This window comes from Cytophagaceae bacterium, assembly GCA_016722655.1.
Classification (GTDB): Bacteria; Bacteroidota; Bacteroidia; order Cytophagales; family Spirosomataceae; genus Leadbetterella.
Genome location: JADKIR010000005.1, coordinates 895,986 through 909,577, shown reverse-complemented (window position 1 = coordinate 909,577; position 13,592 = coordinate 895,986). Strand labels below are relative to the sequence as shown.

Genomic DNA, 13,592 nt, shown 5'->3' with positions numbered 1-13,592 from the left:
ATTGAATTGTTTAGTATGATAAATAAAATACTTAAAACAGTTGCAGTTATTCTTTTGACCGGTTTTTCGGTTTGGGGAATAAGCTCTTATTATCAAAACCAAATCGAGCAGTTTGATTTATTTCTGATAATTTTCGTACCGGTTTTATTATTTCATTATTTATTATTTCGAAAACTTTTCAATAGGAAAATAAGGCCATATGTTCTTTTGGCCCTTGTGTTTTTGTATCTCTCAGATTTAATTTATATAAGCAGGATAAGTATTAATTACGAGACCAAGATGAATAGTCAAATGGTCTTAATGTTAATAACACAGTTTTTATATTTAATTGAGTTTAGGTCTGAAGATTCCCGCTTGGCACAAATCAAAGGTCTTGATATTTTGAAAGTGGTAATTCCAGCGGTGGTAATTTTCTTTCTTTCTGGTTTTGTATTTTTAGATGTTGAGAATATCTTTCAATATTTTTTGATGTTTTTAACAGCCATCTTGATATTTCTTCTGACTATCATTAGTATGTATAGACCGGTCAATAATTACTCTTTTTATGTTTTGATTGCAGGAGTAATGCTTATGTTTTTTTCAAATATTCTTTATGTATTTTTTTACTTTAAAAGCCCGATTGATTACATATTTTCTTTAAGTATTACTTGCTATTTCGTGTCACAGATTTTGATAATTGAAGGTTTCACTTCTTCTTATAAAGTTTTGAAATGAGTAAATACCAAAATGCGAACAAATTAATAGGATTATTTATATTAGCTTCGATTTTTGAAATTGCATCATTCTATTTTTTGAATAAAAACTTAAATCTTGCATTTAAGATTTTTCCTACATCGTGTTTGTTTTTTTATTATTACCGGAGTTCTCCTTTCCCAAAAAAAAACTTTGATAAATTCCTTTTGGTTTCGATAATTATTACATTTTTAGGTGAAATATCTTTCACTTTTACGCATTTGGAATTGTTTATTTCAATTACATTAATTCTTTACCTTATTGAGCATCAGATATATATAAGTTTGGTTAGAAGTCAACGAAAAGGTGTGTTTAATTTTGGAAACAAAGATTTTTTTAAGTCAGGTTGGCCATATCTAATCTTCGCTTTTTTCTTTTTTGGCTTTTTTTTGATGGAAATCGTGCCAGATTCTTTCTTTTTTCTGGTGATAATATATGTATTTCAGCTTGCTGTTCTGGGTGTTTTTTCTATTTTAATTAGTTCAGCTTATCCAGGTAAAAAATTCTTACTTTGGGGAATTGTTATTAATATAATTAGTGATGTTTTGTCCTCTATTTACTTATTTCAAGGTCATTTCTACATGGATTACCTCTTCATCAGGTCTTCCTTTTTACTTTCTAAAATATTGATTATTATTGGATTTGTTGAAGGTAGAAAACATTTGGAATTAAAGTATTCCAAGATTTAATCATTTGGGAAGGGCAAATAAATAAACCCGGCAAATTCGCTATCCACCACAAAAAGGCAACAATATTCATCAGGATCTTTATAGTTTTCTTTAAATAACTCATCAGATTCCTGCCCAATCATGTTTCGGTTGATAAATTCTTCTAAAAAACTTGCCCTGTAATAATATACAGTTTTGAAATCTGTTTTGTCAAAAAACAATGCACCCAGTTCGATTTCTTCAGTGGAAACAATAAATATCGGAAATTTCGAATATTCTCTTTTTCTGATTTGGTATGAAGCTTCTTTGAGGTGATCAGATACTTTCACAAAATCACTTGCCACTTTACCCATCAGTTTTTGATTGATTTCCGGAGAGTTGGCATCATCCATTAAAGTGTTTTCGTTACTATGGTTTATCATCTTTTTTGTATTTAAAACTGGGCTGAAATCAAAAGGCCCAGGTCTTTGAATTTTAGATTAAATTTTTTCGCTAAATATAAATTAGTGACGGAGCCTTTGTGGCAAACCACTCCTTTCATAAACCATTGGTTTTGAAAAATCATTTCATTAACACCTCCCAATCCTTCTGTTTTTAATAATACAGGTGAAAAAATATTACTCAAAGCCATACTTGCTGTATGAGCAAATCGGGATGCAATATTGGGTACGCAGTAATGAATAACACCATGTTTTTTGTAAACCGGGCTTTTATGATTTGTAACAATTGAAGTCTCAAAACACCCCCCATGGTCAATCGCAACATCGATAATTACGGAATTAGGCTTCATATTTGCCACCATTTCTTCTGATACCACCAGGGGAGCCATGCCTTTGTCTCCTCTCAATGCTCCAATCACAACATCAGCCTCAGCCAAAGCCTGGCCTAAGCTTACCGAGTCAATAATTGAAGTATAAACCCTCCGTCCTACAGCATATTGCAGGCGGTGAAGCCTATACAATTGTCGGTCAAATACTTTGATATTAGCCCCTAAACCTATTGCTGACCGCACTGCAAACTCACCTACAGTACCAGCACCTATTATTACAACGTTGGTCGGTGGAACCCCGGTTATTCCCCCTAAAATCACCCCTTTACCATTGTTGACACTGCTGAGATACTCTGTGGCAACCAATATTACAGCACTTCCGGCTATCTCGCTCATTGCCCTTATTATCGGGAATTCCCCAACTTTATCTTGTATATATTCATAGGCTATGGCTGTAATTTTCTTTTTGTTGAGGTTTTCAAAGTATTCTTTGCTTAAAAACGGAAGATTAAGTGTAGATATCAGTGTTGTATTAGGCTTAATAATATCAAACTCCTCATTAACCAAAGGGTCAATTTTGAGAATAATATCATTTTCAAATATTTCTTTATGATTATAAACGATTCTGGCACCGGCATTTGAATATTCAATATCCGAGAAATTTGCTTTTTCACCTGCCCCGGTTTCAACAGAAACCTCGAGATTGTTTTTAACAAGTAATCCTACCGCATCCGGAGTTAAAGGAACCCTGTTTTCTTGTTCAGAAAGCTCTTTTGGTACACCCAAACTAAGCCTTTTTGAAGACTTAAAAATTGCAAGAGGCGATTCCTTGGTTTCAAGGGCACTCTGGCGGGCAAGTTCTTTTAGGGTATCATTTGACATTATTTAATAATGTTTAAAGTATAATTTCGGGTATCGTTTTGATTGTATGCTATTTCGATGCTCAAATATGGTTTTGGAAGGAGTTCTTCTATCACTTCGGGCCATTCAATTAAGCATAATTTACCAGAATCCAGGTACTCTTCAATACCAAAATCCAGTGCTTCCTCAAGGCTTTTTAGTCTGTAACAATCAAAATGAAAAATCTTTTGGTCGTAAATATTAACATATGAAAAAGTAGGACTTTGTACCTGGTCACTTATTCCCATTTTTGATAAAATTGCTTTAGTAAGAGTGGTCTTTCCTGAACCAAGATTTCCGGTTAGTGTCCAAACTTTGATTCCTTCACCAATTTTTAAAATTGAGTTTATTACATCGTCTATCTTAATTTCTGATATATTTTTTAATATTTCCAACGATTAAAATTTTTACAAAAATAACATATTATTGACCATTTTTTATTTTTTTACAATTCATATAATCGTCTTTTTTAGGTTTATATTTTTAGGAAATTTATTTATTTGCAAAAAGAAATTTTGGTTTACAATTTGAGAAAAAAAACAGTAAGAAATTAAATTAAATAATATTATATCTTGCATTAACGTCTTTTAAATCAGTAGTTTTGTCTAAAAGCTCTGGAAATTTATTTTGTAATATTTGAATTTAATCCATAATAAATTGAATATTTTTGAAAAGAATTTAATTATAAAAAAGTCTAAAAAAATATTTTTTCCAACATACTGAATTATCAGTTTTTTATTTCGGAAATTTGGCATCGCATTTTAAGTCAAGAATCAGTTCATGCTCGAGAACCGGAAACCAACAATTCTTATTTTCTTTTATACTATCGGAGTAATTTTTTTACTTCGACTTTTTTATTTGCAGGTTTTAGATCCTAAATACCGGTCATTGGGGGCTACTAATTCTACCCGCAGGCAAATCAGTATTCCTTTAAGAGGGCAGGTTTATGACCGCAATGATAAACTCATTGTAGCAAATGAGGAAGTTTATGACATGTATGTGACTCCCAAAAAAGTCAAAAACATGGATACTTTGAGTTTTTGTAATTTATTTAAAATTACAAAAGGGTATTTTGATAGTACCCTTGCTGTTGCAACTGAATTTTCGAAAGACCGGCCATCAGTATTTCTTAGGCAACTTACTAAAGAAGACTATGCCAGTGTTGTTGATGCCATGATTCAGTATCCCGGTTTTTCGTTTGAGCAGTCGTTTTTTAGAACCTACCCTGGTGGAACACTTGCTAATGCTCTGGGTTATATTGGTGAGATTCCACAAAAAATGTACGAGGAGCAGGAGGAAAGTTATTACAGGAAAGGTGATTATATCGGACTTTCAGGTCTTGAAAAGTTCTATGAAAATGAGTTAAGAGGTACACGAGGTATAAGATTTACAGTGATGAATGTAAAAGGTGAAGAAAAAGGCCGGTATGCTGAAGGAAGATATGATACCACAGCAGTAATTGGAAAAAATCTTTACACTTCGATTGATTTGGCCACACAACAGTTGGCCGATACCCTGTTTTCCCATAAAGTAGGCTCAGTGGTTGCGATTGATCCTAAAACCGGTGGTATAATTGCGATGGGTTCATACCCAACCTATGATCCCAGATTATTATCAGGTAAAGAATTTTCTAAAAATTATGCTAAACTTAGCAGAAACCCTGACAGACCTTTAAACAACAGGGCAATTTCGGCATTTTATAGACCTGGCTCTACTTTTAAACTTGTGCAGGCGAGCATTGGTTTACAGATGGGTGTGATAAATCCAAAAACTTCGTTTGTTGGTAGTCCATCAGCTTTTCCATATCATAGTGGACCCATTGAAGCGGCAAATTTATATAATGCTATACAGCTATCCAGTAACCCTTATTTTTATAATGTTTACCGGAAAATCATTGCCAATAATAGCGAGACAAACCCTTTTAAACAGGCAAGGGTAGGGCTTGAAATTTGGGGAGAATATGTAGGCAGGTTTGGTTTTGGTCAAAAACTAGGTATTGACCTCCCCTCAGAAACCAAAGGAAAAGTACCTGATACCAAGCTTTATGATAAAGTTTACGGTAAAAACCAGTGGAAGTTTTCAAATTTCTATTCTGTTAGTATTGGTGAAGGAGAATTAGGTGTAAATGTTTTAAAACTGGCCAACCTGGCAGCGACTGTCGCCAATAGGGGATATTGGCTTACACCTCATATTGTAAATTCATTAGGTTTAAATAAAACCAGTGCTCAAGGAGTTAAAATTGAAACTCATAAGACGGGAATTGAGCCACGGCATTATGAAGAAATATTAAAAGGAATGTTATTGGTAGTTAATAATGGTACTGGTAGATCGGCTCAGGTTGAAGGAATTGAAGTTTGTGGGAAAACAGGGACTTCTCAAAATAAAAAGGGTAAAGATCATTCCATTTTTATTGCGATAGCCCCACGCTATAATCCCAAAATAGCTATTGCTGTTGTGACTGAAAATGCCGGTTATGGTGGAACTGCTTCAGCACCAATTGTAGGATTATTAATTGAGCAATATTTAAAAGGAAAGGTTTCAAGGGAGGCTTACAAAAACCAAATTATCAATACTCATTATACAACTGTGGCAGCAGCAAAATCTTACAAGGATAAAATTTCTGCCCCAAAACAAACTGCACCTAAAAAAGACTAAATCAATGGCAAAAGATATAGATATAAAACAAGGAATTGACTGGACTACCATTTGGATTTACGTTGCTTTACTAACCATAGGTTTAGTCAATATATACGCTGCTGTCTATGATGTTGATGGACCACAGCCAATCTTTTCATTGAGTCATAATGCAGGCAGACAAATTTTGTTCATGTTTGTGGCGTTCGCTTTGATATTGGTTATACTTTTTGTTGATTTTAAAGTCTATGATACGTTTGCCTATATATTTTATGGTTTAATGATTCTTTTATTATTAGCCACTATTTTTTTAGGAAGCGATATAAAAGGCTCCCGTTCATGGATAAAATTAGGAACATTTTCGCTTCAACCGGCAGAGTTTTCAAAGACATTTACTGTTCTCGCCTTGGCAAAATATCTTTCTACAATGGGAGTGAACGTATCTAAATTGCGATACGCTTTAAGAGCTGCCTTATTTATTTTTGTGCCTCCCATTATAATAATTTTACAAAAGGAAACGGGTTCGGCTTTGACTTTTGCGGCACTTATTATTGTTCTGTACAGAGAAGGCTTACCGGGTGTTTATCCTGCATTGATGCTGGCATTTATTGTAATGCTAATACTCGCATTAGTTTTTCCCAATTGGGCAGTTGTAATGGGTCTGGCATTGGCTGGGGTACTTTTTTGGTATTTATTTTTGAAAAGATACGAACGAACAAAACAAAACTTTCAAAGGATTTTAGGATTGTTTATCTTGTTTTCAGGTTTTGTTTTGACGGTTGATTTTACTATAAATAATGTACTTGCTCCTCATCAGCAAAAACGTATTAAAGTTTTGGTTAACCCAGATATTGACCCCCTCGGTGCCGCCTGGAATGTGACACAATCCAAGACGGCCATAGGGAGCGGCGGATTTATGGGTAAAGGTTATCTGAAAGGAACCATGACCAAAGGAGATTTTGTACCTGAACAAACCACCGATTTTATATTTTGTACAGTAGGAGAGGAGTGGGGTTTTGTAGGCAGTTTTGTATTGTTAGGGCTTTATTTTATTCTATTAAACAGGATTTTAAGTCTTGCCGAAAAACAAAAGTCTAAATTTGCCCGAATATATGGTTATGGAGTGGCAAGTATAATATTCTTCCATATCTTGGTCAATATAGGCATGACAGTGGGCTTAATGCCCGTTATAGGTATTCCACTGCCTTTTGTAAGCTATGGAGGCTCCTCATTATTGTCATTTACTCTGCTTTTATTTATTTTCTTAAAGCTTGACGCACACTGAAGCTATAAAGTTTAAGCAATTTTACTTAGGAAATTATTGATGAAATCGGCACACATTTGGGGGCTTTCAAGCATACCTGCATGTGCAACATCATCAAGCAATAAAACATTTGGTTTTTTAGGCAAAACTGATTGTGAAAGTGCATCCTGAAAAGTAACGAAAGTATCGTAAACCCCGATAATCTGAAATACAGGGAATGTTAATTCTTTCAAAGTCTCAAAATGACTTCTCCGGCCTTTCATAGCAATAGTAGCGGCCAAAAGTGCCTCATTGGGGATCTTGCTAAAAAGCTGTATGTTGTTGTTAATGAAGTCTTTATTGGCTGATTTGAATGCCTCACTAAACATATTTGGATAAAAATGCCTTATAAACATTTCGGTATCATGTTTAATCAGAAATTGAATTGTTTTATCGCGGGCGTCTTTCTTTTCTTCAGAATCGGCAGCAGCTGTAGAGTGAAACATACCCAAACCAATTATTTTATCAGGAAACTGGTGACACGCTTCGATTGCGATATAGCCTCCCATAGAATGCCCAATTATAACTGCCTCTTTTATGCCGTTTTTTTCAAATTCTTTATGAAGCCATTCAGCATATTCCGGTATCGAAAAGCAGTCTTTCTTCTTAGAAAAATCAGGGGTGAAATATTTATGATTTTTGTCTAGTAAAGGAATGAAATTATCCCAAATACTGGCATTTTCACCAAAACCATGTAACAATATTACGTTCATTTTTTAAAGATGCTTTTAATGCGTTTTCGCCGGTAATATTTTTTTAAACCCAAATATAGAAAAACCAATGATGCCAAACCAAAAATCAGGACAAGTTGGTTTAGTGAAAATATAGCAAGTATTGCGGCAATTACCAAAAATACCAAACCTATTTTTAGGTTATCATTAAAAAGTGGATATAATTTTTTGCGTTTTAAAGTGTTTTTCTCAACTGTTTTTTCTGTAATATTTTTTTCAGAAATATTAAATTCGGTGTTTTTTGTCCTTTCAAAATCTGAAGTTTCCTGTTGAATTATTTCCTTTTCAATATTCACTATTTCGATTGGATTGGTGGACTCAAATTCAAGATTTCCCTCAATACTTGCGGTAATTTCAGGTTGATTTGGAGAAATGTTGGTATTTGTTTCCGGAAAAGATTGCCCAACCGAAGGTATTTTTTCTGAGTGATAATTTACGGATTTTCCAGGCTGGAAAAATGCTAATTTTTTGTGACATGAAACAAAAACCACTGCAATTAATGCAAGCAAAATATTTCTTAACATATAAATTTTTTGGTATTCAAAACACTAATACGGTCAATCTTTCGATCTATTGTCTTTTACTATAAGGAAAAAATCATTTTCGAGTTCAAGATAGCCAAAATCATATACAAACATATAAACTGACCCTTTTTGTGTTTTCCTGATGTGGGTTATATGGTTAAAGTCAAAACCTTTGTCATTCAATGTTTTACGCGTTGTTTTGCTTTTTTCTTCTGGGCAAAGTAATTCTAATATCCGACGATTTTTTTTGAGCGTATTATTGATATTCCTTATATAATTGGTGTCATCGGCTTTCAGCTTATTGTTGTAGGTGTTGCGACACATATCAGAGCAGAATTTTTTATCAATTCTACCCAAAATAGGATTACCGCATTCGGGGCAGTGTTTCATGATTTTGAGAATTGGATTAGTAAATTGTTAAACATTATGGTAATAATTCAAAATTAATTAATTTTATAAGAAAATTACACAGAAAGCAAAAAATGAAAATTTCTTCATGTTTTGTAGTTTAAAAATAGTTTTATAATTTTTTCATAAATCAGGACTGAATTATTTATTAAATGAAAAAAATCTATACTTTAATTATTTTACAATTAGTACTTACAAATTTATTTTCTCAGAACCAATTTGTTCAATATTCAACTCAAGAATATTATATTAAAATAAAGCAAATTAGTAAGAAATCAGATAAATCCTACAGCTTGCCTTTGCAAGTTAATATTTCCGAAGAATTGCCTTTTTTACTAAGTAATTCTGCAGAAATAAAAAGCGTTGTTCGCCCATTTTATACATCTTCAAGTGAAATATTGCAAAGCATTTACAGAATTACTCTAACAGATAAATCCAACCAAAATAAATTTATAAATGATATTAAAAACAGCAAAGATGTTGAATATATTGAACCGGTTCCAATTTTTAAAACAATTTATACACCAAATGATCCGGGAATTTCATCTCTTTACCATTTGGATAAACTAAAAGCATATCAGGCGTGGGATATCACCAAAGGAGCTACAAATATTACAATAGGGATTGTAGATGATGCGGTACAAATTAACCATCCTGACTTAGCTAATAATATTGTTCCGGGCTGGGATATTGTAGATAATGATAATGACCCAAGTCCTCCTTCACTATCTTATGATCATGGTACACATGTTGCTGGTATTGCTGGTGCAGTTTCTGACAATAATATTGGTGTTGCCTCAATTTCGATGAATAAAGGGAAAATAATGGGAGTACGTGCTTCAAATTCCCCGGGATATATCACCCATGGTTTTGAAGGGGTGTCTTGGGCGGCAAATAATGGTGCTAAAATTATTAATATGTCTTGGGGAGGTGGGGCGTATTCAATAACAGGTCAGCAAGTTATGAATGATGCATTTAATCAGGGCGTTATTTTAGTTGCCGCAGCTGGTAACTCTTCAACTAATAGTTTACACTATCCTTCTGCTTATGATAATGTTCTTGCAGTAGCAAGTACCACTAATACCGATCAATTGAGTTATTTTTCGAATTTCGGTACTTGGATTGATATTTCAGCACCCGGAAGTGGTATTTATAGCACTGTGCCTTTCGATGCATATGATACTTATAGTGGAACATCAATGGCTTCTCCACTTACTGCAGGTGCTTTGGCATTTATTTGGTCAGTTAAATCAAATTTAAATGCAAGTCAGATTATTGAAATTATGAAAAATACTGCAGACAATATAGATGTTCAAAATCCTACAATGATTGGTCAATTAGGAGCTGGAAGAATAAATTTATTAAAAGCAATTTCTTGTTCTGATTTTTCGGCTGTCGTTTCACCTTTTGAAAACCAAATTATTTGCAGTTCAGGTTCTTCGGTCCTACTTACTGCTAATTCTGTTCCAGATGCAACTTATCAATGGTATAAAAACACAATAGCTATTTCGGGTGCCACTGGGATGACATTAGATGTGAACACCTCTGGTAATTATTTTGTGCAAATAAATAAAAGTACCTGCGGTCTAAATTCCAATGTTGTTGAAGTTCAGGTAATGCCTGAGAATAGCTTCAATTTAACAAGTTCAAGGACTCCTGCCACATTGTGCAATGATAGTTTTACACTTACCGCACCATTGATTTCTGGAGCGTCATATACATGGAAAAAAAACGGAACAATTATAGAAGGGTCTTCAACAAACATTCTAACTGTTGACCAAACTGGATCTTATGAAGTTGAAATTAGCAAACAAGGCTGTAGCTCAGTAACTTCTACTTCCATAAGCGTAACAGGGTTGAATTTATCACTTTCTCCTTCAGGGAGTGTTACTTTATGTTCTGGCGAAAGTCAATTATTATCTTTACCAAGTAATCCAAATGCAATTTTTCAATGGAAAAATGGCTCTTTATACATTGGTAATAATACTAATACATTAATTGTTAATCAACCTGGTGTATATTCTTGTGTGGTTACTACATCAGAATGCGGCAGTACGACTTCGCAAGTTGTAAATGTTGGTGTTATACCAAATACAATTAATATTTCTACCTCAGGGTCTCCAATAATTTGTGTAAACTCAGGGGTAAATATTAATGCACCATTAATAGTTGGAGCTAAATATCAATGGAAAAAAGATGGTATCAACATCGGTCTCAATCAAAACACATTGCTGGCTACTACCGGAGGAGTTTATCAACTTTTTGTTTCAAAAGCTGATGGAAATTGTTTAGTTACTTCTCAGACAATTGTTATTGAACATATGAATACGAATGTTAATATAACTCCATTGAATCCAGTTACAATTTGTAACGGTGAAAGCGTAACGTTAAAAACTAATGTTTTAAATGGAGTCACATATTCTTGGAAAAAAAACGATGTAATTATTGGTGCTGGAAGTGATTCTATATCAGTTAATGAAAGCGGCTCTTATAAGGTAATTGTTTCAAGATTTGAGTGTCATATTGAATCTCCAATTGTAACTGTTAGTATTATTCCCGACATTTTACCTTTAATTTCCTCTGGTTCTACATTTCTTTGTCAAGGAAATTATATTTCACTCCAAACGACATCTTTTCAAGGAATGAATTACAATTGGAAGAAAAACAATATAGAAATACCAAATTCCAATAATAGTATTATTTCTGTTAATAGTCCAGGAAAATATGTTGTAACCTTAAGCCACCCAAATAGAAACTGTTCGATCACTTCAGACACCTTAAATATCAATGAAATAAGAAATACATTAAATATTGTAAATAATCAAATTGGTACAATTTGCTCAGGTGATAGTTTGTTAATTTCCAGCACTGCTATTCCAGGTGCAATTTATAAGTGGCAAAAAAATACAATAGATATTAATGGGGCAACTAGCTTAAATTATTTTGCAAAAACGTCTGGTATTTACAGGTTGAAAGGAACTCTTTTAGGATGTACTTTTTATTCCAATAGTGATACTTTAAACGTCAGTTCTATTCAATCTATGCCTCCAAATAATCCTGTTAATATTTCAATTTGTGATGGTGAAACGAATCTTCCACTATCAGTTGGGTTTGAAATGTGTTCACAAGGAGGAACTGTAGTCGCAAATTATAATGGTGGAACAATTGGTTATGATGCAGGTCAACAAAGTGGTCCTAATCCTACAGTAATTATTAATGGTCTTTCTGGAGGATTGTCAAATTTAGAAATAGATGTTACCTGGGAGAAGAAAGATGCCTCCAGTTATAATTCTTGTGGTACAATACATCAAGGTGGAAGCCCATATTTAGGAGAAATGAGAATCAATCTTAAAGCACCAAATGGAAGTATTTTAACACTTATTCCACTTAATTATTATGGAGGAAATTACGCAGGCGTCATAAATCAAAAATTTAAAGTGGGTGGTACATCTTTAAGTACTATTCCTGTATCTGGTGTTTTTGAGCCAAGTGATTCATTTGTAAGCCTCTATGGCTCAAATCCAAATGGTGTTTGGGAATTGATGGGATATGATTCCGAGGGGGCAGACCCTTTGTGTATTTCAGCTTTTTCTGTTAAAGCTTCAACCGCTTCCACTAATAATTCACCCAATATTACATGGTGGTCAACCTCTGCTGAAAAGATTGGAAGACTTGGTACCGGAGTAAGTTATTTACCTTCAATTAATGAACCTGGCACATATACTTATTATGCCCAAGCTCAGTGTCAAACTCTTTGCCCAAGTTCAAGAATTCCAGTTACATTTACGATAAAGCCAAAAATAATTGTTCCAGGGCAAGCTCCTATTGTTACAGGTAAAATAGGAGAAATTTCAAAAGTTTCTCCAATAACTTTGTGTGATAATGAATCCGCTACTTTGAATGGTACCTGTTTATCTGGAAATATATTTTGGTCTAATGGCGAAGCAGGTAATTCCTTGACTGTAAGGCCTGAATTGCCTACACAGTATTCCTCTTATTGTTTGCTAAATTCTGAAAATTGTAGTTCTTCCGAACAATCAAATTCAATTACTGTTTCATTAGGGAATTCTCCTTTAGTTATTACTTGCCCTATCCCTGGAAATTCTAATCAAATTATACATGGAAAAACACTAACAGGTAGAAATCATATATTGAATACATCAAAAATAGAATTTGTAGGTGAGAAAAGTATTAGTTTAGAACCGGGATTTTTCATAAGTTCGGAAACACAATCAGTTTTCAAAGCTAATATTGGAAGTTGTATTACTCCTGAACCACCAAATCATACAATCACCCTTCAGCCAAACGGTCAAAATGGGATTGATGCAGTTTTTAGTTTTTTAGCCCCAAACAATAATTATGGCTCACTTGAGGATTTACTTATTTATTCATGGACTCAAAGTGGCTTAGAAAATGTTAGTAGATCAGTAATTAAGTTTGATTTGTCAATACTACCTCCAAATATTGTTATAGATAGCGTATTTCTTTCGTTGTATAACAATCCAACATCAGCGTATTCTGGTCCCAGAGATGCTTCAAATAATGTTGCGGAAGGATATTTTATTCATCGGGTAACATCTAATTGGGATGAGATGGCTGTTACTTGGAATACGCGACCTTCTTTCTCAGAAGATAACAAGGTTTCAGTAATTGTACCATCCAATAAATCAAGTAATTATGAAAATATTAATGTTACTAATTTATATAGAGATATATATAACAGTTTACCTGAAAATTATGGGATAATGTTGAAATTCTGGACAGAAAGTCCCTACCGGTCTATTGTTTTGGCTTCAAGCGATAATCCAAATCAAAATATTCGGCCCAAATTAGTAATCTACTATCGAAGTCTGAATTAGTTTTTTTAATTGAATTCAATTTGTATAATGTGATTTAAATAGTAATAATTTTTTTGTGGGAAGA

10 protein-coding genes are annotated in these 13,592 nt (G+C 33.5%); 4 read left to right on the top strand and 6 right to left on the bottom strand.

Features of this window, described 5'->3' with window-relative positions; genetic code table 11:
* The first annotated feature begins 15 nt into the window (after nt 1–15).
* Entirely contained in the window at nt 16–714 is a 699-nt protein-coding gene (locus tag IPP61_19790) for a hypothetical protein (protein MBL0327370.1), read from the top strand.
* 703 nt (nt 715–1,417) lie between these two features.
* Here IPP61_19790 and IPP61_19785 read toward each other — a convergent pair.
* The 3 genes from IPP61_19785 to tsaE are packed head-to-tail and all read right to left on the bottom strand — an operon-like array spanning nt 1,418 to nt 3,458.
* On the bottom strand, nt 1,418–1,822 hold the full coding sequence (locus IPP61_19785; GenBank protein ID MBL0327369.1) for a hypothetical protein: 405 nt from the start codon (nt 1,820–1,822) through the stop codon (nt 1,418–1,420).
* An 11-nt stretch (nt 1,823–1,833) separates the two neighbouring features.
* Complete coding sequence (locus IPP61_19780) at nt 1,834–3,051, bottom strand: alanine dehydrogenase (protein ID MBL0327368.1); 1,218 nt, start codon at nt 3,049–3,051, stop codon at nt 1,834–1,836.
* Nucleotides 3,051–3,458 carry a tRNA (adenosine(37)-N6)-threonylcarbamoyltransferase complex ATPase subunit type 1 TsaE gene (gene tsaE, locus IPP61_19775; GenBank protein ID MBL0327367.1) on the bottom strand — a complete coding sequence of 136 codons (408 nt, stop codon included), beginning with the start codon at nt 3,456–3,458 and terminating at the stop codon, nt 3,051–3,053. The genes IPP61_19780 and tsaE overlap by 1 nt, the downstream gene beginning before the upstream one ends.
* A gap of 391 nt (nt 3,459–3,849) precedes the next feature.
* Here tsaE and IPP61_19770 point away from each other — a divergent pair, with 391 nt between their 5' ends.
* Complete coding sequence (locus IPP61_19770) at nt 3,850–5,724, top strand: peptidoglycan glycosyltransferase (GenBank protein MBL0327366.1); 1,875 nt, start codon at nt 3,850–3,852, stop codon at nt 5,722–5,724.
* A gap of 4 nt (nt 5,725–5,728) precedes the next feature.
* Complete coding sequence (rodA, locus tag IPP61_19765; protein ID MBL0327365.1) at nt 5,729–6,988, top strand: rod shape-determining protein RodA; 1,260 nt, start codon at nt 5,729–5,731, stop codon at nt 6,986–6,988.
* Nucleotides 6,989–6,999: 11 nt separating this feature from the next.
* Here rodA and IPP61_19760 read toward each other — a convergent pair whose 3' ends face one another.
* The 3 genes from IPP61_19760 to IPP61_19750 are packed head-to-tail and all read right to left on the bottom strand — an operon-like array spanning nt 7,000 to nt 8,651.
* Nucleotides 7,000–7,719, bottom strand: a complete 720-nt coding sequence (locus IPP61_19760) for an alpha/beta hydrolase (GenBank protein MBL0327364.1) — start codon at nt 7,717–7,719, stop codon at nt 7,000–7,002.
* Nucleotides 7,716–8,261 (bottom strand): hypothetical protein, encoded by a 546-nt coding sequence (locus IPP61_19755; GenBank protein MBL0327363.1) that lies wholly within the window; start codon nt 8,259–8,261, stop codon nt 7,716–7,718. Before IPP61_19755 ends, IPP61_19760 begins: the two co-directional genes overlap by 4 nt.
* A gap of 33 nt (nt 8,262–8,294) precedes the next feature.
* On the bottom strand, nt 8,295–8,651 hold the full coding sequence (locus IPP61_19750; protein ID MBL0327362.1) for a DUF2116 family Zn-ribbon domain-containing protein: 357 nt from the start codon (nt 8,649–8,651) through the stop codon (nt 8,295–8,297).
* Nucleotides 8,652–8,821: 170 nt separating this feature from the next.
* Between IPP61_19750 and IPP61_19745 the strand changes: the two genes are divergently transcribed.
* Nucleotides 8,822–13,528: a S8 family serine peptidase gene (locus tag IPP61_19745; GenBank protein MBL0327361.1), complete on the top strand. Its 4,707-nt coding sequence runs from the start codon at nt 8,822–8,824 to the stop codon at nt 13,526–13,528.
* Nucleotides 13,529–13,592 lie beyond the last annotated feature (64 nt).

Excerpts from the sequence above, each read along its gene's own strand:
- IPP61_19790 (MBL0327370.1), top strand. The coding sequence starts at position 16 with ATGATAAATAAAATACTTAAAACAGTTGCAGTTATTCTTTTGACCGGT.
- IPP61_19785 (MBL0327369.1), bottom strand. The coding sequence starts at position 1,822 with ATGATAAACCATAGTAACGAAAACACTTTAATGGATGATGCCAACTCT.
- IPP61_19780 (MBL0327368.1), bottom strand. The coding sequence starts at position 3,051 with ATGTCAAATGATACCCTAAAAGAACTTGCCCGCCAGAGTGCCCTTGAA.
- IPP61_19770 (MBL0327366.1), top strand. The coding sequence starts at position 3,850 with ATGCTCGAGAACCGGAAACCAACAATTCTTATTTTCTTTTATACTATC.
- rodA (MBL0327365.1), top strand. The coding sequence starts at position 5,729 with ATGGCAAAAGATATAGATATAAAACAAGGAATTGACTGGACTACCATT.
- IPP61_19760 (MBL0327364.1), bottom strand. The coding sequence starts at position 7,719 with ATGAACGTAATATTGTTACATGGTTTTGGTGAAAATGCCAGTATTTGG.
- IPP61_19755 (MBL0327363.1), bottom strand. The coding sequence starts at position 8,261 with ATGTTAAGAAATATTTTGCTTGCATTAATTGCAGTGGTTTTTGTTTCA.
- IPP61_19750 (MBL0327362.1), bottom strand. The coding sequence starts at position 8,651 with ATGAAACACTGCCCCGAATGCGGTAATCCTATTTTGGGTAGAATTGAT.
- IPP61_19745 (MBL0327361.1), top strand. The coding sequence starts at position 8,822 with ATGAAAAAAATCTATACTTTAATTATTTTACAATTAGTACTTACAAAT.